Origin of the sequence: Nocardia sp. NPDC004654 (assembly GCF_040609595.1) — a bacterium.
Lineage (GTDB): Bacteria > Actinomycetota > Actinomycetes > Mycobacteriales > Mycobacteriaceae > Nocardia.
Genome location: NZ_JBEXKI010000001.1, coordinates 980,963 through 1,001,238 on the forward strand (window position 1 = coordinate 980,963; position 20,276 = coordinate 1,001,238).

A 20,276-nucleotide genomic window follows, 5' to 3' on the forward strand; every position below is an offset into this window, starting at 1 on the left:
CTCAGATCGCCATCGCCGCACGGACTTCGGTCTCCGCACCCGCCCCGCCCGCGCCGGTCGAGGTGACGCGGCCGGATTGCAGCACGTGATACCGCTGTGCCGCCTGGAGCGCGAAACCGATGTGCTGCTCGACGAGCAGCACGCTCAACCCGCCGCGACCCGTCAATTCGACGATGGTGCGCTCGATCTCGGCTACCACCGACGGCTGGATGCCCTCGGTCGGCTCGTCCAGGATGAGCAGCTTGGGCTCGGTGATCAGCGCTCGCGCGATGGCCAGCTGCTGACGCTGGCCGCCGGAGAGCAGACCCGCCTTGCGGCTCAGCAACTCACGCAGCGCCGGGAACAGATCCAGCGACTCGTCGATCAGCGCCTTGCCCCGCTTGCGTCCGTCGGCCACCACTTGCAGGTTCTCCGCGGTGGTGAGCTGCGGAAAACTCTGCTGGCCCTGCGGCACATACGCGATGCCGCGCTTGACCCGGCGCGAGGGCGAGAGCTTGGTGATCACGTCGCCGTCGAAGGTGATCCGCCCGGATTTTGTGGCGACCAACCCGACAGCGGTGCGCAGCAGTGTCGTCTTGCCCGCGCCGTTGTGCCCCATGATCGCGACCACGCTGTCGTCCGGAACGGTCAGCGACACACCGTGAATCACCTCGGTCCGGCCGTAGCCGGAGTGGACGTCGACCAGTTCAAGCATCGGCGGACTCCTTGTTCTGCGCTCGTGTTTCGGCGTTGTGCGCGGTGGTTTCGTCTTCGAGTTCGGTGCCGATGGCCGCCGCGGTGCCGAGGTAGACCTCCTGCACCTTCGGATCGGCCTGCACCTGCTCGACCGTTCCCTCGCTGAGCACCCGGCCGCCCGCGAGGACGGTCACCGAGGTGGCGAACGAGCGCATGAACTCCATGTCGTGCTCGACGACGACCACGACGCGTTCGGCGCCGATGCGGCGCAACAGGTTTCCCGTCTCCTCGCGCTCCTCGGCGCTCATGCCCGCGACCGGTTCGTCGAGCAACAGCACCGCGGCGTTCTGCACAAGCAGCATGCCGATCTCCAGCCACTGCTTCTGGCCGTGCGCGAGCAGGCCCGCCGGTTTGTCGCGCAGCGCCGTGAGACCGGTGGTCTCCAGCGCCTCTTCGATACTCGGCAGCACCGACTTGCGCCTGCGCAGCAGCGACAGCGGCGAACGGCCCGCGCCCGCCGCGATATCCAGGTTCTGCAAGACGCTCAGCTGCTCGAACACGCTGGCCGTCTGGAAGGTGCGCCCGACGCCGAGGCGGGCGATCTGGTGCACCTTCTTGCCGAGCAGTTCGGTCCCGGACTTCTGCGCGGAACCCGTCGCCGGGACCAGGCCGGTGATGGCGTCGATGAGCGTGGTCTTGCCCGCGCCGTTGGGGCCGATCAGGAAGCGCAGGTCACCTTGCAGGACCGTCAGATCCACGTCGGTCACCGCTTTGAATCCGTCGAAACTCACGCAGAGGCCGCGGATTTCGAGGTACTCGCTGTCCATGCCCGCGTTGCCGCCGAGCTTGGGTTCGGTTGTCATCGGGATTCCACCTTCTCCTCGGCGACCTGCTGTCGGGCGGGGGCGTCCTCGGGCGGCGCGGTCTCGCGCGCCACGACCGGAACGCTCGAGCCGCCGCGTCGAAACCTGCTCTCCGCTAGCCCCTTCAGCATTGGCCATACGCCCGCGAGCCCCGCCGGGATGAACCCGACGACGACGATGAACAGCACACCCTGCAAGTAGGTCCAGCCGGAGGGGAACTGTTCGGAGAAGGCGGTCTGCGCCCACGCGACGCCGATCGCGCCGAGCACCGGACCGAGCAGGGTGGTGCGGCCGCCGATGGCGACGCCGATCAGGAACGCGATGGAGGGCACCACGCCGATGTCTGCGGGGGAGATGATGCCGACGATCGGCGTGAACAGCGCGCCCGCGATGCCCGCGAAGAAGGCGGCGACGACGTACGCGACGATCTTGATGTTGGCCGGGTCGTATCCGAGGAAGCGCACCCGCTCCTCCTGGTCGCGCACCGCGACGAGCAGTTCGCCGTAGCGGCTGTGCATCAGCTGGCGGACCAGCGCAACGACCACGAGCAGCGTGCCCGCCGCGATGAAGAACAGCATCTGCCGGTTGACCGGGTCGGAGAGCTTGAAGCCGAAGAAGGCGCGGAAATCCGAGAGTCCGGTGAACCCGCCGAGCGCCTGCTGCCCGGTGAGCAGGATGGCGAGCGCCGCGGCCAGCGCCTGGCTCAGGATCGCGAAGTAGGCGCCCTTGACCCGGCGCTTGAACACGCCGTAGCCGAGCAGTGCCGCGACCAGCGCGGGCAGCACGAGTATCGCGAGGATCGCCACCGGCGCCGACCCGAAAGGCTGCCAGAATCCCGGCAATTCGCGAATGCCCGCGATCTCCATGAACTCCGGAACGTCGTTGCCGAGCCGGGCGGCGTCGGCCATCTGCAGGTGCATCGCCATCAGGTACGCGCCGATGCCGAAGAACACGCCTTGGCCGAGGGTCAGCATGCCGCCGCGCCCCCACGCCAGGCCGATGCCCGCCGCCACGATGGCGAAGCACAGGAACTTCGCGAGCAGGTTCAGCCGGAAGTCGCTGAGCACCGCGGGGGCCACCGCGAACAGCAGGATCGCGGCGACGGCGAAACCGCCGAGCGCGGTCAGCGAGGAGTGCTCACGCACGCGTCCGATCAGCGTGGTCATGCCAAACTCCTTGTCCGGACGGTGAACAGGCCCTGTGGACGGACCTGAAGGAAGATCACGATCAGCACGAAGACGACGACTTTCGCGATGGACGCGGTGGTCTCGTATTCGATGTAGGAATTGAGCAGCCCGAGCGCGAAAGCCGCGATCACGGTGCCCTTGATCTGGCCGAGGCCGCCGATCACCACGACGAGGAACGCGTCGATCAGATAGCTCTGGCCGATGGTCGGACTCGTCGAACCGATCAGCGTCAGCGCGACGCCCGCCACGCCCGCGAGGCCGGAGCCGATGAAGAAGGTGCTGATATCGGTGAAACGGCTGGAGACGCCGCTTGTTTCGGCCAGCCCGCGGTTCTGCACGACGGCGCGGATGCGCCTGCCGAGCGGCGTCGCCTTCAGCACGATCGCCAACACGGTCACCGCGAGTACCGCGAGCACCAGGATGAAGATGCGCGTCTTGGGCACGACCGCGCCCAAGATGGTGACGCCGCCGCTGAGCCACTCCGGCGCGAGCACGTTCTTGGCGGGAGCGCCGAAGATGTCGCGGGCGAACTGCTGCAACACCAGGCCGACACCGAAGGTGACGAGCAGGGTGTCCAGCGGGCGGTCGTACATCCAGCGGATCAGGCCCATCTCCAGCGCCGCGCCGAGCGCGCCGCCGACCAGGAACCCGATCACCAGCGACACCAGCAGCGAGACGCCCGCCGAGGAGATCACCTTCTGCACGACGTAGGTGGTGTAGCAGCCGGCCATGATGAATTCGCCGTGCGCCATGTTGATCACGCCCATCTGGCCGAAGGTGAGCGAGAGGCCGAGGGCGGCGAGCAAAAGAATCGATCCCAGGCTCAACCCCGTGAAGAGCTGGCCGATCAACACGTCCATCAGTAATCACCTCGATAGCAGGCCGATACGGGACGGCCGGCGAACCGGCCGTCCCGCGTCGAACGGACGAACAGTTGTCACAGGCCCTTGGCCCAGTCGTAGGACTTCAGGTACGGGTCCGGCTGGATGGGCTTGCCGGAGTCCCAGACCGTGTAGATCAGGCCGTCGGCGCGGATCTCGCCGATGCGCGCGGTCTTGGTGATGTGGTGGTTGGCGCCGTCGATGGTGACCAGACCTTCCGGCGCGTCGAAGCTGACGCCGTCGGCCGCGGCCTGGATGTCCTCGGTCTTGAACGAGTTGGCCTTCTCGACGGTGTTCTTCCACAGGTAGACCGAGGCGTAGGCGGCCTCCATCGGGTCCGAGGTGGGCTTGTCTGCCCCGAAGGCGGCCTTGTACGCGTCGACGAACGCCTTGTTCTGCGGAGAGTCGACGGTCTGGTAGTAGTTCCACGCGGTCAGCTGGCCCGCGATGTTCTGCGCGCCGATGCCCGCGACCTCTTCCTCGGCGATGGACACCGAAACCACCGGCATCTCGGCGGCTTTCAGGCCCGCGTTGGTGTACTCGCGGAAGAACGCGACGTTGGAATCACCGTTGAGGGTGTTGAACACCGCGCCCGCCTTGGCGTTTCGCACCTTGTTCACGATGGTCGAGAAGTCGGTGGAGCCCAGCGGGGTGTAGTCCTCGCCCTTGATCTCGATGCCGTTGGCCGCGGCGTAGGCCTTGATCTCGCGGTTGGCGGTCTGCGGGAAGACGTAGTCGGAGCCGACCAGGTAGAGGGACGTGATGCCCTTCTGCTTCAGGTAGTCCAGCGCGGGCACGATCTGCTGGTTGGTGGTCGCGCCGGTGTAGAAGATGTTCTTGCTGTCCTCCAGGCCTTCGTACTGGACCGGGTAGTAGAGCAGCGAGTTCAGGCTTTCGAACTTGGGCTTCATGGCTTTTCGGCTGGACGAGGTCCAGCCGCCGAACACCGCGGCGACGCAGTCGGAGCTGATGAGCTTCTCGGCCTTCTCCGCGAACGTCTTCGGGTCCGAGGCGCCGTCCTCGAGCACCAGCTGGATCTTCTTGCCGAGCACGCCGCCCGCGGCGTTGATCTGGTCGACGGCCAGCTTGGTGGAGTTGGCGACGGTGACCTCGGAGATGGCCATGGTGCCCGACAGCGAGTGCAGGGAACCGACCTTGATGGTGTCGGTGGAGGTGTCGACGCAGGAGGCGGCGCTGGAGCCGGTCGTCGCGTCGTCCTTGGCGCCGCAGGCGGTCAGCAACAGGCCGGCGAGCGCCAGCGCGGTCGGCGCGACGAGCGCTCTGGTCAGGCGGGAACGATGCCGATGAGCGGCACAGGAATCTGACATGGGGCGGGACCCTCTCACTTCATCAGGTGTTCGGCGGCGCTGGCCGCGCCGCACGCGAATACGCCGTATTTGCCCCGGTCAACGCTGTCGACCGGGGTGTATACAACCGCATATTCGTGGTGCGAAGAGTAGACAGAAGTTGTTGCGCCGGAATATCTCTCGGTGACGAGTCCGTTGCCGATGTTTCCGGCGTGTGAAACCTTTTCGGCTATCGATCGGTGAACCGGCGTGAGGTCCGTAGTTGGTCCGTAGCTACGTCTACGGTCGCGTACCCGGCCGCGCGACTTCGCCTGGTCGTCGGCGGCTGTTCCGGTCCGATCTTCCCTACGGTTGCGTAGCCGATTCCCGGTGCGGCAGGCTGCGATTTGTACATCGTCAGAAGCGCCGGAGCGTCGTGGCGGCGGGCCGCGGCCGCGAGTCGAGGAGGACCAGGTGGGGCACTACAAGGCGAACGTGCGTGACATCGAATTCAACCTTTTCGAGGTGCTGGGCCTGGACAAACTCCTCGATACCGGCGCCTACGGCGACCTCGACTCCGATACCGTGCGGGAAATCCTCGCCGAGGTGAAGCGCCTCGCCGAGGGCCCGATCGCGGACTCCTTCGCCGCGGCCGACCGCGAGCCAGTCGTCTACGACCCGAGCACCTTCGAGATCTCCGTACCCGAGCCGTTGCGCAAGACGGTCGCGGCGGTGCGCGACGCCGACTGGGGCAGGCTGGGCATGCCGGAGGGCATGGGCGGCACGCCCGCGCCCAACGCGGTGGTCTGGGCGGTCAACGAGATGATCACCTGCGCCAATCCGTCGGCCAGCTTCTTCAGCATGGGCTCGGTGATGTCGGCGGTGCTGTTCAACGTCGGCAACGAGCAGCAAAAGCACTGGGCCACGGTCGGTTACGAGAAGGGCTGGCAGGGCACCATGGTGCTGACCGAGCCGGACGCGGGCTCGGATGTCGGCGCGGGCCGCACCAAGGCGATCGCGCAGGAGGACGGCTCCTGGCACATCGAGGGCGTCAAGCGGTTCATCTCGGGCGGCGACGTCGGTGACACCGCCGAGAACGTCTTCCACCTGGTGCTCGCCCGCCCGGAGGGCGCGGGCCCCGGCACCAAGGGGCTGTCGCTGTTCTACGTGCCGAAGTTCCTGTTCGACCACGAGACGCTGGAGCTGGGCGACCGCAACGGAGTCTACGTGACCGGCGTCGAGCACAAGATGGGCCTGAAGTCCTCCCCGACCTGTGAGCTGACCTTCGGCGGCGGCCCGGTTCCGGCCAAGGGCTGGCTGGTCGGCGACGTGCACAACGGCATCGCGCAGATGTTCCAGGTGATCGAGAACGCCCGGATGATGGTCGGCGTCAAGTCCTCCGGCACGCTCTCGACGGGTTACCTGAACGCCCTCGCGTACGCCAAGGAGCGCGTGCAGGGCGCGGACCTCACCCAGATGTCGGACAAGGCGGCCCCGCGCGTCACCATCACGCACCACCCGGACGTGCGCCGCTCGCTGGCGATGCAGAAGGCGTACGCCGAGGGGCTGCGCTCGGTGTATCTCTACACCGCCGCGCACCAGAACGCCGATGTGGCGCAGCATGTTTCAGGTGCCGATGCCGAACTGGCGCACCGCGTGGACGATCTGCTGCTGCCCATCGTGAAGGGCGTCGGCTCCGAGCGCGCCTACCAGTTGCTGACGGAATCCCTTCAGACACTGGGCGGTTCGGGCTACCTCCAGGACTATCCCGTCGAGCAGTACATTCGCGACGCCAAGATCGACTCGCTGTACGAGGGCACCACCGCCATCCAGGCGCAGGACTTCTTCTTCCGCAAGATCATTCGGGACAAGGGCGCTGCGTTGGCCCACGTCGCCGGCCAGATCACCGCCTTCCTCGCCGCCCCGACCGGACGCTTCGAGACCGAACGGGAACTGCTGCGCACCGCCCAGGCCGACGTGCAGGCGATGGCGGCGACACTCACCGGATTCGTGATGGCGGCCCAGCAGTCGCCCGCCGAGCTGTACAAGGTGGGGCTGGGTTCCGTGCGGTTCCTGCTCGCGGTCGGTGACCTGCTCATCGGGTGGCGGCTGTTGGCGCAGGCGGAGATCGCCGCCGCGGCGTTGGGCGAGGGTGCGGACGGTAAGGATCGGGCGTTCTATTCCGGGAAGGTCGCGGTCGCGAAGTTCTTCGCGCGGAACGTGTTGCCGCAGTTGACGGCTACGCGGAAGGTGTTGGCTGGGATCGACAACGACATCATGGAGTTGGACGAGGCGGCGTTCTGAGGGTGGTGGTCTGCGTGGTCACTGTCCTGCCACGATGACACCGACCGGCACCGCGAGCGCGGAATTCACTTCAGCACGTACGGCGACACCGAGCTGCGGTGCTCGCTGATGTCGAGAACCTTGCCGAGCGGAGGGAAGGCGCGCTGGGGACAGTTGGCGCGCTCGCAGACGCGGCAGCCGGCGCCGATGGGCGTCGGCTGCACCACGTCGAGGTCGATGCCGTCGGCGTAGACGACCCGGCCCGCATGGCGCAGCTCGCAACCGAGGCCGATGGCGAAGGTCTTGCTCGGCTGGCCGTAGTGCGTGGCGCGGCGCTCGACGGTCCGGGCGACCCAGAGGTACTTGCGCCCGTCGGGCATCTGCGCGATCTGGGTCATGATCTTGCCGGGATAGGCGAAGGTCTCGTACACGTTCCAGAGCGGGCAGGTGCCGCCGCTGGAGGAGAAGTGAAAACCGGTGGCGGACTGGCGCTTCGACATGTTGCCCGCGCGGTCGACCCGGACGAAGGAGAACGGGACGCCGCGCAGCTTGGGCCGTTGCAGGGTCGACAGCCGATGGCAGATCGTCTCGTAGCTCTGGCTGAAGGACGCCGAGAGCCGCTCGATGTCGTAGCGGTAGTCCTCCGCCACCTCGTGAAAGTGCGAGTATGGCAAGACCGTCGCCGCGGCGAAATAGTTGGCGAGACCGAGCATGGCCAGCTTGCGGGTGTCCTCGGACGCGAAATTGCCCTCTTCGACCAGCTTTTCGAGCAGATCGCCGCATTCGAAGTAGGCGAGCTCGGCGGCGAGCTTGAACGTGCGCTGGCCGCCGGACAGGTGCGGCGCGATCTCCAGCACCCGCGACTCGGTGTCGTAGCGGTGCAGCACGCCCTCGCCGAGATCGATGCGCTCCACGATCTTCACGTCGTGCGAGCGCAGCCTGCGCGCGATCTCGCTGGGCACGTCGCCGCCGTGGAAACGGATGCGGGCCGTGAGTTCCTCTGCGGCTGTGTCCAATTCGTGGATGTAGTTCTGTCGCTGATAGAAGTAGTCGCGCACTTCCTCGTGCGGCTTGCTGATGGTCGCGCTGCCCGCGCCGTCGGCGAAGCGGTCCTCGGTGGCGGCCGCGAGCTGGGCGCTGGTGTTGCGATACCGGTTGTGCATGGCGACCATCGCGCGGGCGATGCTCGGGTGCGCCGAGACCATGTCGGCGATCTCCTGGGTGTCGGCCTCGATGCCGAGTTCCTGATCCATGACGACCTCTTGCAGCTCGGCGATGAGCCGGGTGTCGTCGGCGGAGGAGAAGAAGGTCGCGTCCACACCGAACACTTCGCTGATCTTCAGCAGCACCGGCACGGTGAGCGGGCGCACGTCGTGTTCGATCTGGTTCAGGTAGCTGGCCGAGATCTCCAGCTTCTGCGCGAGCGAGACCTGGCTCAGCCCACGTTCGGTACGCAGCTGACGAAGCCGCGCGCCGACATAAGTCTTGGCCATGTGTCCAGTTTATGGGGATTTTCGCAGCCCTGCCAATGGGAAATTAACAGGGCAGCTGAGCTATATGTCACAGCCTCGGGTTACCGTCGAGGGGTGCTGTTCTCGGAAGTCGTGCAGACGTCGGAGACCGTTCGCGCGACAAGGTCCCGAAAGACGAAGATCGCCGCGCTCGCCGAACTGCTCGGCGCGGCCGCGCCGGAGGAACTCACGCCCGTGGTGGCGTGGGTTTCCGGTGAGCTGCGCCAGGGTCGCATCGGCACCGGATGGCGCACCATCACCGGGCTGGAAGGCACACCGTCTCCCGTTGCGACACTGTCGGTTCCGGCGGTCGACAAGGTGTTCGACGAACTGGCCACCGTCGCCGGAAAGGGCTCGGCCAACCGGCGCAAAGAACTGCTGACCGCGCTCTGGAGCGCCGCGACCTCGGCCGAGCAGTCGTTCCTGCTGCGCCTGCTCACCGGGGAGCTCCGGCAGGGCGCGCTGACCGCGCTCGTCGCCGAGGCGGTCGCGGTGGCCGCCGCGGTGCCGGTCGAGCAGGTCCGGCGCGCGTACATGCTCTCCGGGCAGCTGCCCGTCACCGCCGCCGCCGCGCTCACCGGCGGTTCGGCGGCGCTCGCCGCGTTCCGGCTCGAGGTGGGCAGGCCGATCCAGCCGATGCTCGCCTCGCCGGGTTCCGCGCTCGACGAGGCGATGGACGAGTTCGACGGCGAGGTCAGCGTCGAGCACAAGCTGGACGGCGCGCGCATCCAGGTGCACCGCGACGGCGACGAGGTCCGTGTCTTCACCAGGACCCTGCGCGACATCACCTCCGGCGTGCCCGAACTGGTCCGGCTGGTGGCCGGGCTGCGGTGCCGCAGCGTCGTGCTGGACGGAGAGACGCTGGCGCTCACCGATTCCGGGCGGCCGCGTCCGTTCCAGGAGACCATGAGCCGCTTCGCCACGGCCGAGCCCGGCGAGGAGGCGAAGCTGCCGCCCGGCGCGTCCGCGGGTCCGCTCGTTCCGGCGGTGAGCTCGACCAGAGAACTGCTGCTGCACCCGTACTTCTTCGACTGCCTGCACCTGGACGGCCAGGACCTGCTCGACGCCCCGCTCTCGGAACGGCGCGCCGCGCTGCTACAGGTGGCGGGCGAGCACACCATCCCCGCGCTGATCCGCCCCGACCCCGAGGCCGCCGCCGAATACTTCGATGGCTCGCTCGCCGCCGGGCACGAGGGCGTGATGGTCAAGTCGTTGTCCGCGCCGTACGCCGCGGGCCGCCGTGGCCGCGCCTGGTTGAAGATCAAGCCGACGCACACCATGGATTTGATCGTGCTCGGCGCGGAATGGGGCTACGGCCGCCGCACCGGCTACCTGTCGAACCTGCACCTCGGCGCGCGCGATCCGGCGACCGGCGAACCGGTCATGGTCGGCAAGACCTTCAAAGGCCTCACCGACGCGCTGCTGCAATGGCAGACCGCCGAGTTCCCCCGCCACGAACGCTCCCGCGACCAGCACACCGTCTACCTCTGGCCCGAACTCGTCGTGGAGATCGCCCTCGACGGCGTCCAGGTGAGCCCCCGTTACCCCGGCGGCGTCGCCCTCCGCTTCGCCCGCGTGGTCCGCTACCGCCCCGACAAGAACCCCGCCGACGCCGACACCATCGACACCATCCGCGCCCTGCTGCCGTGAATGCGAGGTGACCGAGCCTCGCACCGCACCGGGCGCCACCTCGGGCGTCCACGCTAGCGCACCGCGAAGTCTGTCCGGCAGGCGGTTACCGCATGGCAATCCGCGGGAGCGGTGCCGCACACTGGAGGCGTGACCGTCGAATTACTGGTTCTGCTGATCGTCATCGTCACGGCACTCGCTTTCGATTTCACCAACGGCTTCCACGACACCGCCAACGCGATGGCGACCTCCATCGCGACGGGTGCGCTGCGGCCGCGGGTCGCGGTGGCGCTCTCGGCGGTGCTGAACCTGGTCGGCGCGTTCCTGTCGGTCGAGGTGGCGGCCACGGTGGCCAAGGGCATCGTGCAGCTGGGTGCGGTGGACGGACACGATCTGCTGATCATCGTCTTGGCCGGTTTGGTCGGTGGCATCCTCTGGAATCTGTTGACCTGGCTGTTCGGCCTGCCGTCGAGTTCCTCGCACGCGCTGTTCGGCGGTCTGATCGGCGCGACCATCGCCTCCCTCGGTTGGGGCGGGGTGATCTGGGCGTCCGGCTCCGACGGCGTGCTCACCAAGATCGTGCTGCCCGCCGTGCTCGCCCCGGTGGTCGCCGCGCTGGTCTCGGCGATCGGCACCCGCGCTGTCTACCGGATCACGGCGAAGTCCGAGGAAGGCAAGGTCAGGGAGGGCTTCCGCTGGGGCCAGATCGGTTCGGCTTCGCTGGTCTCCCTCGCGCACGGCACCAACGACGCGCAGAAGACGATGGGCGTCATCTTCCTCGCGCTGGTCGCGCACGGGACGCTGACCAAGAACGACGAGATGCCGCTGTGGGTGATGGCGGCCTGCGCCGTGGCCATCGCCGCGGGCACCTACCTCGGCGGCTGGCGGATCATCCGCACCCTCGGCAAGGGGCTGGTCGAGATCGATTCGCCGCAGGGCCTGGCCGCCGAATCGTCGTCGGCCGCGATCATCCTCACCTCCGCCCACTTCGGTCTTCCGCTGTCCACCACCCAGACGGCCACCGGCTCCATCCTCGGCAGCGGGCTCGGCAAGGGCGCCGAGGTGCGCTGGTCGGTGATGGGACGGATGGTGGTCGCGTGGCTGCTCACGCTGCCGATGGCGGGTCTGGCCGGCGCGGTCTGCTGGGCCATCGCGCACTTCATCGGCGGTCTGCCCGGCGTCCTCGTCGTGTTCGGGATCCTGATCGTCCTTGCCGCGCTGATGTGGCTGCGGTCCCGGCGCAACCCGGTCGACACCACCAACGTCAACGAGTGGCCGGGCGGCGACGCGGATCGGTCCTCCGACACGCCGACGGCTGCCTCCGAGGTTGCCAAGGCCGACCACGGACCGCGCTCTACCGACGATCCGCGCGGGGATCAAGCGCTCGGCACCGATCCGCGCAACGCGGGACCTCCGGCGCAGGCGCATCCGCCCACCCGTTCCGCCCAGCTGTAGAGGAGCCGCCGTGCACACGCTCGTCACGAATTTGAACTCCCTCTGGAAGGTGGTCGCGGTGTCCCTGGTGCTCGGCGCCGGGCTGCCGATCGTCTTCGCCGTCGGGGTGCGGCTGTGGTCCGCCGCCGATACCGTCGACGGCGAGGGCGGCGTCGCCCGCCGGAACTATCCGGCGCTGGCCGGCGCGTACGCCTGTTTCGCGCTGATCGTCGTCGCGATCGTCACCGGGATCCTCTACACGGCGAAGGCGTTCCTCGCCGCCAAGTTCGGCATCCACCTGTTCGGACAGTCCTGAAGGGCGCTGCATTGACCGACCACACCCAAAGCTCACGCCCCAAGGTCCTCGGCCGCGTCCTCGGCTGGTTGCGCGCCGGATATCCGCAGGGCATCCCGCAGTCGGACTACGTCGCGCTGTTCGCGGTGCTGCACCGCCATCTCACCGACTACGAGGTAGCCGCCGTCGCCCAGGAACTGGCAGCGGGCAATCCCGACTCCGAGATCAGCCACGAGGACATCGTGGCCGCGATCGCCAGGGTCGCCAAGGAACAGCCGGACGAGCACGACGTCGCCAGGGTCGCCGCGCAGCTCGAGGCGGGCGGCTGGCCGCTCGCCGAACCGCTGACCGACGACTGAATCGAAAAGCGTTCCGCGATGCCGCCTTTCCTGAACGCCATCATCGAGTGGCTGCGGGCCGGATATCCGGACGGTGTCCCGGAGTCCGACTACATCCCGCTGCTCGCGCTGCTGCGCCGCCGCTTGTCCGACGACGAGGTCAGGCAGATCGCCACCGAGCTGGCGATCACCGGTGCGCTGCCCGCCGACGAGACCGACATCCAGGTCATGATCACCAAGGTGACCAACGAGATGCCTTCGGAGGACGACGTCGCCAGGGTGCGCGCCCGCGTCGAAGCGAAGGCAGGTGAGCCTTTTCATGGCTGGGGTTCTCCGCACTAGCACCGGCAACGGGAAGGCAGGGGCTGCTCGTGTGCTGTCTCCGCACAGGAGGACCTGCTAGGGAGGATTAGGTGGGGAATGTGGGCCGACCGCCGAACAGGACTCGACCTGAGCAGGGTGCCCACCAATGGCGATCCGCGCCGAACCCGGCTCGCGCCGGTCGGCATCCGCGCCGAGGAGAGCTTCGCGCCGACCGGGTCCGCCGAAGAGTGTCCGCGCCGACGAGCACTCAGGGGCTGTCGAATTCGCCCGCGCGAATGCCCGCGGTGAGCGCCGCCCAGTCCGCGGGCGAGCAAGCGAGCATCGGCCGCGCACTCGCCTCGCCCCGGTACTTGGTATCCCGGATCAGCACCCGCCCCGGCTCGAACTTGACCTGCACGCAGGCCACCGAATCGCTGGAATACGACGACTTGAACCAGCCCGTCTCGGCTGACGACACGCTGCTCATAGCGCGATGCTACCGGCCGGGCGCCTCGGACATCTTGCGTTCCAACGCGGCAAGCGATTCCTCGCGCGAAAGCGCTTGTTCGGCCAAGGCGTTGGCGAACAACGTGTTGAGATGCCGCACCGGCTCGGTGTCCTCGATGACGCCGTGGTGGACCAGCGTCTCGGTCCACGCGACATCCGGCAGCACCGACTTGTCGAAGCCCAGCAGGTGGAACGTCGCGCCGCCGAGCAAGCCGCCCCCGGTCGCCTCGAACGGAATGATCCGCAGGTCGATGGTCTCCATGTGCTCCTCGAGCAGCGCGGTCAGGTGGCGAACCTGATCGAACATGACCTCGGGACCGCCGATCTGCTGAGTCAGCGCCGCCTCGTTCACGATCGCGGTGACACGCAACGGATCTGGGCCCTGCAGGCGCTGCTGGCGGCGCAGCCGGATCTCCACCAGCCGGTCGATCTCGACCTGGCGAATCCGCGCGCGATCGTTCGCGATCAGCGCGCGGGCGTAGTCGGCGGTCTGCAAAAGGCCGGGGATCAGGATGCTTTCGTAGGTGCGCACGCTGTCGGCGCCGTGTTCGAGTCCGTACAGGCGGCCGATCTCGTCGGAAAGCAAGCCGGAATAGCTGGTCCACCACCCGCGCTGCCTGGCGATGTCGCGAAGTTCGTGCAGCTCTTCGCGTTCGGCCGCGTCGAAGTCGAGTAGCTTCATCAGCTCGTCGAGTTTGGATTCGGCTAGGACGCGTTCCTTCTCCACTTTCGACCAGTAGGAGATGGAGAAGCCGAGCTCCTTGGCGATCGCGGACACGCTGACGTCGTTCTGCTTACGCCTCCGCCCGATGCGGAGCATCAGTTCCCGACGCGCGACCGTCGGCGAGAGTGGTGCCATCGTTGGATGGTGTCCTTCCAGCTCTAGCGATGCGTGGAGATGACCGTACTCCCCGCGGTGACCGGGTCGCACAACGCCGTTTCATTTTGTCAACTTGACGTACAACGCGACGCTAACCTAGCCTCCTTGTGTCTCATGTCACATCGCGGGGTATGTTCCGGCCGGTCCCGCCCGGCGGGATCGAGGGGTGGATGTCTGTGCATGTTGTGGGTAACTGCTTGATGGTCGGTGACCGGACGCCGCATCAGGCGCGGCGGGTCGGTGACGACACCTGGGTGGTGTCCTATCTGCGCGGCCGGATGTTCACCACCGAGCAAGCGGTCGCCGCGATGCAGGCGGCGGACACCGTCGCCTTGATGGACGATCTGGCCGCGCGGGTCGGGCTCACCGCGCTGGAGGCCATCGGCCTCGCGGTCAACGAAAGGCCTTGGGAGAAAGCGTTACCGCGTTTCGGGCGATACGCCCGGTAAGAGCGTTGTCCTGCACCACGATTCGAACAGGGGAATGCGCGGTGGAACCACTGCCATCGAAAAAGCAAGTGCTCAAGGCGTTTCGCGCCAAGCCGAGCGAGGAACATCCGGTTCTGCAATCCGCACATACGCTCGGTGAGTTGCACGTGCGGCGACTGCGCACCGAGGCCGACGCGACCGGGGACATCGATCAGAGCCGAGTGCACCTGGTGCTCGGCATCGATCGCTGGGTCGCCACCGAGCTGCCGCCCGCGCACGGCGGCGCGCACATGCACACCGAATCCGTCGGCATGGTGATCGATCGCCTCGCCCAGTTCTCCGCCCGCGCCTTCGCCTCGCTGGTGTCGGAACCGGATTGGATAGTGCACGACGACTGGGAGCGCCTTGCCGAATTAGCGCTCGGCTACCAGGATTTGGCGCTCGAGGTCTCGGCCGGTATTCGTCGGCTGCCCTACCTCGGCGGCCCGTGCCGGTGAGGGTCGCGTGGTCGGTCCGCGAGGAGACGGAGGAAGTGCTCGACCTCCGCGCGCACGGCGGCGCGGCCGGGAGCGAGATACTTGCGCGGGTCGGACAGGGCGGCATCGCGCGTGACGGCGGACCGGACCGCCTCGGTCATCAGCACATTCAGCCGGGTCGCGATGTTGACCTTCGTCATACCGTGCTCGACAGCGGCGCGCAGGCCGGCGTCCGGCACGCCGGACGAGCCGTGCAGAACCAGCGGAACAGGGACTTTCGCGGCCAGCTTGGCGATCAGTTCGAGGTCGAGTTCGGCGGTGCGGTCGTGCATGGCGTGGGCGGAACCGACCGCGACGGCCAGTGCGTCGACGCCCGTCGCGGCGACGAATTCGACGGCCTCGTCGGGGTCGGTGCGGACACCGGGAGCGTGCGCGCCGTCCTTGCCGCCGATCTCGCCCAGTTCGGCCTCGACGAACACGCCGCGCTCGCGACACCGGCGCGCGACCTCGGCGGTGGCGGCGACGTTGGCGGCGTAGTCGAGCGTGGACGCGTCGAACATGACCGAACGGATGCCGAGTTCGACGGCGGCGGTGACGAGTTCGGTGGAAGTGGCGTGATCGAGGTGCACCGCGATGGACGCGGAGCTGTCCGCGGCGATCCGCAGGCACGCCAGCGCGAGCGGGGCGAGGGATCCGTGATAGCGGACGGTGTTCTCCGAAATTTGCATGACCACGGGACGTTCCGCGTACTCGGCGGCCGCGGCGATGGCCTCGGCGTGTTCCAGGGTGATCACGTTGAACGCGCCGAGGCCGCCGGGTCTCGCGGCCGCGATCAAGTCCGGTACGGGGGTCAGCGGCATGGGTGGGTCTCCGCGGTCATGGCGTGGTCTCTTCGGATTCCGGGGCGGCGAGCTTGTCGACCCGGACGGTCGGTGCCAGGCGGGTGCGCAGGCAGCGGTCGATCTCACCGGCGACCGGGATGACGACGGCCGACGCCGCGGTGGCCACGGCGTCGGTGAGGATGGCCGCCCAGTCGGGTTCCGCGCGGGTGGACAGCGCAGCGATCACCGCCGCGGCGGCGGAATCGCCCGCGCCGGTGGGGTTTCCGGCCAGCGGCTCGGGCAGCGTCGCGAACCACGCGCCGTCGGCCGTCACCGCGATCATGCCCTCGACGCCGCGGGTGGCGACGACGGCTCGCACGCCGCGATCGATCAGCGGGCGGGCGGCCGCAACCACCTCCTCCGGCGTAGTCGGCGTGCGACCGGAAAGACGCTCCAGCTCTTCGGTATTCGGCATCAACACCACACCGGGAACCTCCGCCGCCAGTCGCAGCGCCTCGCCGTCCACATCGCAGATGGTCGGGACCCCCGCCGCGACCGCCGATCGGGCGAGCTCGGCGGGTAGGCCGGGATCTATCCCGCCCGGTAGCGATCCAGAGACGACAAGGCCGTTGATGTCGGGCAGCAGGCCCGCGACCCGGATGGCTAGTTGCTCGGCGGCGTGCGGGTTCGAGACGCGGGCGCCGGGCTCCCAGAGCGCGGTGGCGGTGCCGTCACGGGACTCGCTGATCACCACCGTCCGCCGGACCCACGGCAGCGCGTGCACGAAGTCGACCGGCATCTCCAGCTCGGCGGCCGCGGCGAAGGCGTGATCGGAGAAGCCGGTCGCCCTCGCGTACTTGCCGAGCTGGTTCAGCACCCGCGTCACATTGATGCCCTTGCCGCCGATGCGCTGCTCGACCGAGCGGACACGGTGCGCCTGCCCCCGCTCGAAGCGCTCGACCCGGTAGGTCATGTCGTAAGCGGGATTCATTGTCACAGTGAGGATCACGTCAACCACTGTCCACGTCTGAGCACCCGGCGCAACTGCAGGTCGTCATCGACAATCAGCAGGTCGGCGTACTGGTCGGTCCGGAGATCGCCCACGTCGGTCAGGCCGGCGGCGGCGGCTGGTACGGCGGTCGCGGCGCGCACCGCGTCGGGCAGCGGCACACCGCAGTCCCGGACCGCCCACGAAAGGCATTGCGCGAGAGTCGCCGTGCCGCCCGCGATCGACCGGTTGGCCACCCTGGCCACCCCGTCGATCACCCGGACGGACTGCGGCCCGAGCCGATATTCGCCGTCCGGCATGCCCGCGGCCTGCATCGCGTCGGTGATCAGCGCGACCTGTCGCGGAGCCGCCGCGAAAACCATCGCGCCGAAACCGGCGTCGACGTGCACGCCGTCGCCGATCAGCTCGACCACCACGTGGCCATGGACGGCGGCCGTCAGCGCCGCGGCGACCGGTCCCGCGTTGCGGTGGTGCAGCGGCGGCATGCCGTTGGCCAGGTGGGCCACCAGCCGCGCCGATCCGGTCGGGGCGAGCGCCTGCCGGAAGCGCGCGAAATCGGTGTCGCTGTGGCCGAGGGAGATCACCACGTCGTTGTCGGTGAGGAGCCGCGCGACCGCGTCATAGCCGGGCAACTCCGGCGCGATCGTGCAGACGCGCAGGTATCCGTCGGCCGCGGCCAGCAGTTCTTCGGTCAGTCCTGGGTCGGGGTCGCGCAGGTAGCGGACGTCCTGGGCGCCGCAGCGGGCGACCGCGAGAAACGGTCCCTCCGCGTGGATTCCGCCGATCGTGCCGTCGGCGGCGAGCGCGCGCAGTGTCGCGATCTGGGCGACCATGTCGGCCGCGGGACCGGTGGCCACGCTGGCGAGCACCGTCGTCGATCCGCGCGAGTGGTGGAACTCGGCGGCCGCGCGCGCGTCGTCCGCGTCCACGGTGTCGAATCGATGGCCGAAGCCGCCGTGGTTGTGGATGTCCACCAGGCCGGGGACGATCAGGCCCGAGAACTTCGGCGGGGCCGAATCCGGGTGGAAGGCAAGCCATTCGGTCATCGGCCGGACCGCGACGATCCGGTCGCCCTGTACGGAGATCACGCCGTCGGTCAAGTCGAACGACGCCGACAAGATACGACCGCGGATTTCCAGGCCGGTGGAGTTGTCAGTCATCGAGCCTCCGTCCGTTGGTCCGTACCTACCGTGGTGCTCGCATGAGGGCTTCGTGCCCGGAGGTATCGCGTCTCCGTCGAGAGCGCTGGGCCGCGCCCGCTCGCATGAGGGCTTCGTGCCCGGCGGAATCGTATGTCGGTTGGGCGTCCCGGGCCGCGTCGCGTGCTTCGTGTCCGGCGGAATCGCGTCTCGGCCGGGCGTCCCGGGTCGCGCCTCCCGGTCATATCAGTGCTCCGTGCCGGGCGAAGAGCGTGGCGCCCGCGAGCCCGGCGCGCGCGCCGAATTCGCCGAGCACCACCTTCGGCACCGGCACCACCCGGAGACGCTGCGCCAATGCCGCCTGCAATCGTTCACTGAGCGCGGCGCCCGCACCGGCCAACCCGCCGCCGAGCACGACGAGCTCGGGGCAGGCGGCATGGATGACGCCGAGCAGTCCGTCCGCGAGCGCGGCCACGCCGTCGTCCACCGCACGCACCGCGTCGGGATCGTCCGGCAGTCGTCCGAAAACGGCTGCCGCGCCGCTGACTTCGCGCCCGGACAACCGAGCGTAGTTGCGTGCGATGGCCGCGGCGGAGGCGAGAGTTTCGACGCAGCCGACATTCCCGCAGGGACAAGGCAACCCGTCGGTGGACCGCACGGGAATGTGGCCGTATTCGCCCGCCTGCCCGAAGGCGCTGCGCACCAACCGGCCGCCGGCGGAGAGCGTGCCGCTGACGCCGGTGCCCAGCACGATCACCAGAACGTCGCCGTGATCGCGCCCCGCGCCGAAACGCCATTCGGCCCAACCCGCCACGGCCACATCGTGTTCGATCAACACCGGAACGCCCCAGCGCCCGGTGAAGCGGTCGCCGACGTGCACGTCGCGCCAGCCGACGTTGCCGCTGAAGACGGCGATCGATCGTGCGGTGTCGACGATGCCGGGCAGTAGGACGGCGGCCCGGCCGAGCCGGTCGCGCAGATCCGCGGGCAATTCGGCGAGCAAGCTGTCGCCGAGATCGCCCATCGCCTCGAACGCCGCCTCGCCACGCGGGGTCGGCACCGTGCCCGACGCGAGGATCGTGCCGGACGCGTCGGCGATCTCGCCTTTGATGGTGGTGCCACCGACGTCCAAGCCCAATGTCAGGGCATCAGAACCTGCCGGATCCGAACCGAGGGCGCGTCCGCCCGCCTCACGGCAGTCCGCGCCGGGCGCAGGCGCGGGTGCGCTGCCGCCGACGCGATGCGTGTCCATCTCCGGGAGCGTAGTTACTCTCAGCAACCTTGTCGTCGGCGGCTCCGGAATGCGGGGCGGGGGCGCGGACACGGCGGCGTACCGGTCACTGGTCCAGGACGACCGAGCGGTTCAGGCTGCGCGGGTGGTCGGGGTCGAGGCCCAGGTCGGCGGCGCGCGCGACGCAAAGGCGGTGCACGCGGACCAGTTCCGCCATCGGATCGATGTCGCGGTGTTCCAAGTGCGCTCCCGTGGCGGCGACGTCGGCGGCGAAATCCGGGATCAGCGGCCCGAGCGCCCAGACCGCGCGGCCGGGGGCGGCGATGCTGATCGGGCCGTGCCGGTACTCCGTCGCGAGGTAGGACTCGGCCCACGACTGGCAGGATTCGCGCAGTTTGAGCCCGGCCTCCTCGGCCAGCGCGCCCGCGAAACCCATGCCGACGAACGTGATCTGCTCGGCCCCGCGCACCCCGGCCAGCGATTCGGCGGGATCTTCGGCCAGGACGGCGCGCGCCTGTTCGACGGCGGGACCGAGGTCCTCGCCGAGATGCCAGCGCAGGATCGCCAACGTGGTCGTGGCGAAGCGGGTCTGCACCACGGACTTCTCGTCGACCTCGTCGATGAGGATCGGATCGCCCAGCTCCAGCACCGGGGTGCCCGGGCTGCTGCAGATCACCGTGCGCGGGACGTGCGACGGGATCTCGCGCATCGCCGACACCACTTCGGTGGTGGTGCCCGATCGGCAGATGACGAGATAGCGGTCGTAGTCCCGGCCGCCGCGCACCTGACTGGCAGGCCACGCGTCGGTCAGGCCCTGGCCCGCCTCCTCGCGTAGCGCGGCGATGGCCCGAGACATGAACAGCGAAGTGCCGCAGCCGATCACAGCGACGCGTTCGCCGGGTTGCGGCAGCAGGGCGCGGTGTTCGGCGGCGATCGCGGCGGAGCGCGCCCAGTCGTCGGGCTGGGTGGCGACTTCGACGGCCAGGTGGGATGCGGGGGCGTGGTCAGCGGACGGCACGACAACAGAATCGTCTCGATGATCGTTCATGTCAAATATCTGCGCGAAATGGTCATGTTCGATCACTATTCGCGCTAGATTC

At 68.5% G+C, this 20,276-nt stretch carries 21 protein-coding genes; 8 read left to right on the plus strand and 13 right to left on the minus strand.

Annotation, left to right across the window (positions count from 1 at the left end; all coding sequences use genetic code 11):
- Position 1: 1 nt before the first annotated feature.
- The 5 genes from urtE to urtA form a co-directional block, all read right to left on the minus strand.
- Positions 2-694 (minus strand): urea ABC transporter ATP-binding subunit UrtE, encoded by a 693-nt coding sequence (urtE, locus tag ABZV58_RS04470; RefSeq protein WP_354998746.1) that lies wholly within the window; start codon positions 692-694, stop codon positions 2-4.
- The gene (gene urtD, locus ABZV58_RS04475; RefSeq protein ID WP_354998747.1) at positions 687-1,538 is read right to left on the minus strand and encodes an urea ABC transporter ATP-binding protein UrtD; all 852 of its coding nucleotides are present in this window, start codon (positions 1,536-1,538) and stop codon (positions 687-689) included. Before urtD ends, urtE begins: the two co-directional genes overlap by 8 nt.
- Positions 1,535-2,704 carry an urea ABC transporter permease subunit UrtC gene (urtC, locus tag ABZV58_RS04480; protein ID WP_354998748.1) on the minus strand — a complete coding sequence of 390 codons (1,170 nt, stop codon included), beginning with the start codon at positions 2,702-2,704 and terminating at the stop codon, positions 1,535-1,537. The genes urtD and urtC overlap by 4 nt, the downstream gene beginning before the upstream one ends.
- Positions 2,701-3,585 carry an urea ABC transporter permease subunit UrtB gene (gene urtB, locus ABZV58_RS04485; protein WP_354998749.1) on the minus strand — a complete coding sequence of 295 codons (885 nt, stop codon included), beginning with the start codon at positions 3,583-3,585 and terminating at the stop codon, positions 2,701-2,703. The genes urtC and urtB overlap by 4 nt, the downstream gene beginning before the upstream one ends.
- A gap of 77 nt (positions 3,586-3,662) precedes the next feature.
- Complete coding sequence (urtA, locus tag ABZV58_RS04490) at positions 3,663-4,934, minus strand: urea ABC transporter substrate-binding protein (protein ID WP_354998750.1); 1,272 nt, start codon at positions 4,932-4,934, stop codon at positions 3,663-3,665.
- A gap of 432 nt (positions 4,935-5,366) precedes the next feature.
- Here urtA and ABZV58_RS04495 point away from each other — a divergent pair, with 432 nt between their 5' ends.
- Positions 5,367-7,196, plus strand: a complete 1,830-nt coding sequence (locus tag ABZV58_RS04495) for an acyl-CoA dehydrogenase (RefSeq protein WP_354998751.1) — start codon at positions 5,367-5,369, stop codon at positions 7,194-7,196.
- A gap of 65 nt (positions 7,197-7,261) precedes the next feature.
- Here the strand turns inward: ABZV58_RS04495 and ramB are convergent, their stop codons facing one another.
- Positions 7,262-8,668: an acetate metabolism transcriptional regulator RamB gene (gene ramB / locus ABZV58_RS04500; protein WP_354998752.1), complete on the minus strand. Its 1,407-nt coding sequence runs from the start codon at positions 8,666-8,668 to the stop codon at positions 7,262-7,264.
- Positions 8,669-8,761: 93 nt separating this feature from the next.
- Between ramB and ABZV58_RS04505 the strand changes: the two genes are divergently transcribed.
- From ABZV58_RS04505 to ABZV58_RS04525, 5 genes are all read left to right on the plus strand, one after another.
- Entirely contained in the window at positions 8,762-10,336 is a 1,575-nt protein-coding gene (locus ABZV58_RS04505; protein WP_354998753.1) for an ATP-dependent DNA ligase, read from the plus strand.
- A gap of 129 nt (positions 10,337-10,465) precedes the next feature.
- The gene (locus ABZV58_RS04510; RefSeq protein WP_354998754.1) at positions 10,466-11,770 is read left to right on the plus strand and encodes an inorganic phosphate transporter; all 1,305 of its coding nucleotides are present in this window, start codon (positions 10,466-10,468) and stop codon (positions 11,768-11,770) included.
- Between the two features lie 10 nt (positions 11,771-11,780).
- On the plus strand, positions 11,781-12,065 hold the full coding sequence (locus tag ABZV58_RS04515; protein WP_097245304.1) for a hypothetical protein: 285 nt from the start codon (positions 11,781-11,783) through the stop codon (positions 12,063-12,065).
- 11 nt (positions 12,066-12,076) lie between these two features.
- Complete coding sequence (locus ABZV58_RS04520; protein ID WP_354998755.1) at positions 12,077-12,403, plus strand: DUF3349 domain-containing protein; 327 nt, start codon at positions 12,077-12,079, stop codon at positions 12,401-12,403.
- Between the two features lie 18 nt (positions 12,404-12,421).
- The gene (locus ABZV58_RS04525) at positions 12,422-12,724 is read left to right on the plus strand and encodes a DUF3349 domain-containing protein (RefSeq protein ID WP_354998756.1); all 303 of its coding nucleotides are present in this window, start codon (positions 12,422-12,424) and stop codon (positions 12,722-12,724) included.
- Between the two features lie 229 nt (positions 12,725-12,953).
- Here ABZV58_RS04525 and ABZV58_RS04530 read toward each other — a convergent pair whose 3' ends face one another.
- Together ABZV58_RS04530 and ABZV58_RS04535 are read right to left on the minus strand one after the other, a co-directional pair.
- On the minus strand, positions 12,954-13,172 hold the full coding sequence (locus ABZV58_RS04530; RefSeq protein WP_354998757.1) for a DUF397 domain-containing protein: 219 nt from the start codon (positions 13,170-13,172) through the stop codon (positions 12,954-12,956).
- A gap of 9 nt (positions 13,173-13,181) precedes the next feature.
- Entirely contained in the window at positions 13,182-14,051 is an 870-nt protein-coding gene (locus ABZV58_RS04535) for a helix-turn-helix transcriptional regulator (RefSeq protein WP_354998758.1), read from the minus strand.
- 191 nt (positions 14,052-14,242) lie between these two features.
- Here ABZV58_RS04535 and ABZV58_RS04540 point away from each other — a divergent pair, with 191 nt between their 5' ends.
- Together ABZV58_RS04540 and ABZV58_RS04545 are read left to right on the plus strand one after the other, a co-directional pair.
- Entirely contained in the window at positions 14,243-14,521 is a 279-nt protein-coding gene (locus tag ABZV58_RS04540) for a hypothetical protein (RefSeq protein ID WP_354998759.1), read from the plus strand.
- Positions 14,522-14,562: 41 nt separating this feature from the next.
- A complete protein-coding gene (locus ABZV58_RS04545; protein ID WP_141808485.1) occupies positions 14,563-14,997 on the plus strand; it encodes a DUF4254 domain-containing protein in 435 nt (144 codons plus the stop codon).
- On the opposite strand, the gene ABZV58_RS04550 is transcribed toward ABZV58_RS04545, so the two are convergent.
- The 5 genes from ABZV58_RS04550 to ABZV58_RS04570 all read right to left on the minus strand — a co-directional run bounded on the left by ABZV58_RS04550 (position 14,973) and on the right by ABZV58_RS04570 (position 20,260).
- Complete coding sequence (locus tag ABZV58_RS04550; RefSeq protein WP_354998760.1) at positions 14,973-15,836, minus strand: class II fructose-bisphosphate aldolase; 864 nt, start codon at positions 15,834-15,836, stop codon at positions 14,973-14,975. The genes ABZV58_RS04545 and ABZV58_RS04550 overlap by 25 nt on opposite strands.
- A 16-nt stretch (positions 15,837-15,852) precedes the next feature.
- Positions 15,853-16,815 (minus strand): 1-phosphofructokinase, encoded by a 963-nt coding sequence (locus ABZV58_RS04555; RefSeq protein WP_354998761.1) that lies wholly within the window; start codon positions 16,813-16,815, stop codon positions 15,853-15,855.
- Complete coding sequence (locus tag ABZV58_RS04560) at positions 16,803-17,966, minus strand: amidohydrolase family protein (protein ID WP_354998762.1); 1,164 nt, start codon at positions 17,964-17,966, stop codon at positions 16,803-16,805. Before ABZV58_RS04560 ends, ABZV58_RS04555 begins: the two co-directional genes overlap by 13 nt.
- A gap of 220 nt (positions 17,967-18,186) precedes the next feature.
- Positions 18,187-19,197: an ROK family protein gene (locus tag ABZV58_RS04565; protein WP_354998763.1), complete on the minus strand. Its 1,011-nt coding sequence runs from the start codon at positions 19,195-19,197 to the stop codon at positions 18,187-18,189.
- An 85-nt stretch (positions 19,198-19,282) separates the two neighbouring features.
- On the minus strand, positions 19,283-20,260 hold the full coding sequence (locus ABZV58_RS04570; protein WP_354998764.1) for a sugar isomerase: 978 nt from the start codon (positions 20,258-20,260) through the stop codon (positions 19,283-19,285).
- Positions 20,261-20,276 lie beyond the last annotated feature (16 nt).

Bases quoted from the DNA above. Each gene is read 5' to 3' on its own strand.
- urtE (WP_354998746.1), bottom strand. From the start codon at position 694: ATGCTTGAACTGGTCGACGTCCACTCCGGCTACGGCCGGACCGAGGTG.
- urtD (WP_354998747.1), bottom strand. From the start codon at position 1,538: ATGACAACCGAACCCAAGCTCGGCGGCAACGCGGGCATGGACAGCGAG.
- urtC (WP_354998748.1), bottom strand. From the start codon at position 2,704: ATGACCACGCTGATCGGACGCGTGCGTGAGCACTCCTCGCTGACCGCG.
- urtB (WP_354998749.1), bottom strand. From the start codon at position 3,585: ATGGACGTGTTGATCGGCCAGCTCTTCACGGGGTTGAGCCTGGGATCG.
- urtA (WP_354998750.1), bottom strand. From the start codon at position 4,934: ATGTCAGATTCCTGTGCCGCTCATCGGCATCGTTCCCGCCTGACCAGA.
- ramB (WP_354998752.1), bottom strand. From the start codon at position 8,668: ATGGCCAAGACTTATGTCGGCGCGCGGCTTCGTCAGCTGCGTACCGAA.
- ABZV58_RS04525 (WP_354998756.1), top strand. From the start codon at position 12,422: ATGCCGCCTTTCCTGAACGCCATCATCGAGTGGCTGCGGGCCGGATAT.
- ABZV58_RS04530 (WP_354998757.1), bottom strand. From the start codon at position 13,172: ATGAGCAGCGTGTCGTCAGCCGAGACGGGCTGGTTCAAGTCGTCGTAT.
- ABZV58_RS04535 (WP_354998758.1), bottom strand. From the start codon at position 14,051: ATGGCACCACTCTCGCCGACGGTCGCGCGTCGGGAACTGATGCTCCGC.
- ABZV58_RS04540 (WP_354998759.1), top strand. From the start codon at position 14,243: ATGTCTGTGCATGTTGTGGGTAACTGCTTGATGGTCGGTGACCGGACG.
- ABZV58_RS04550 (WP_354998760.1), bottom strand. From the start codon at position 15,836: ATGCCGCTGACCCCCGTACCGGACTTGATCGCGGCCGCGAGACCCGGC.
- ABZV58_RS04560 (WP_354998762.1), bottom strand. From the start codon at position 17,966: ATGACTGACAACTCCACCGGCCTGGAAATCCGCGGTCGTATCTTGTCG.
- ABZV58_RS04565 (WP_354998763.1), bottom strand. From the start codon at position 19,197: ATGGACACGCATCGCGTCGGCGGCAGCGCACCCGCGCCTGCGCCCGGC.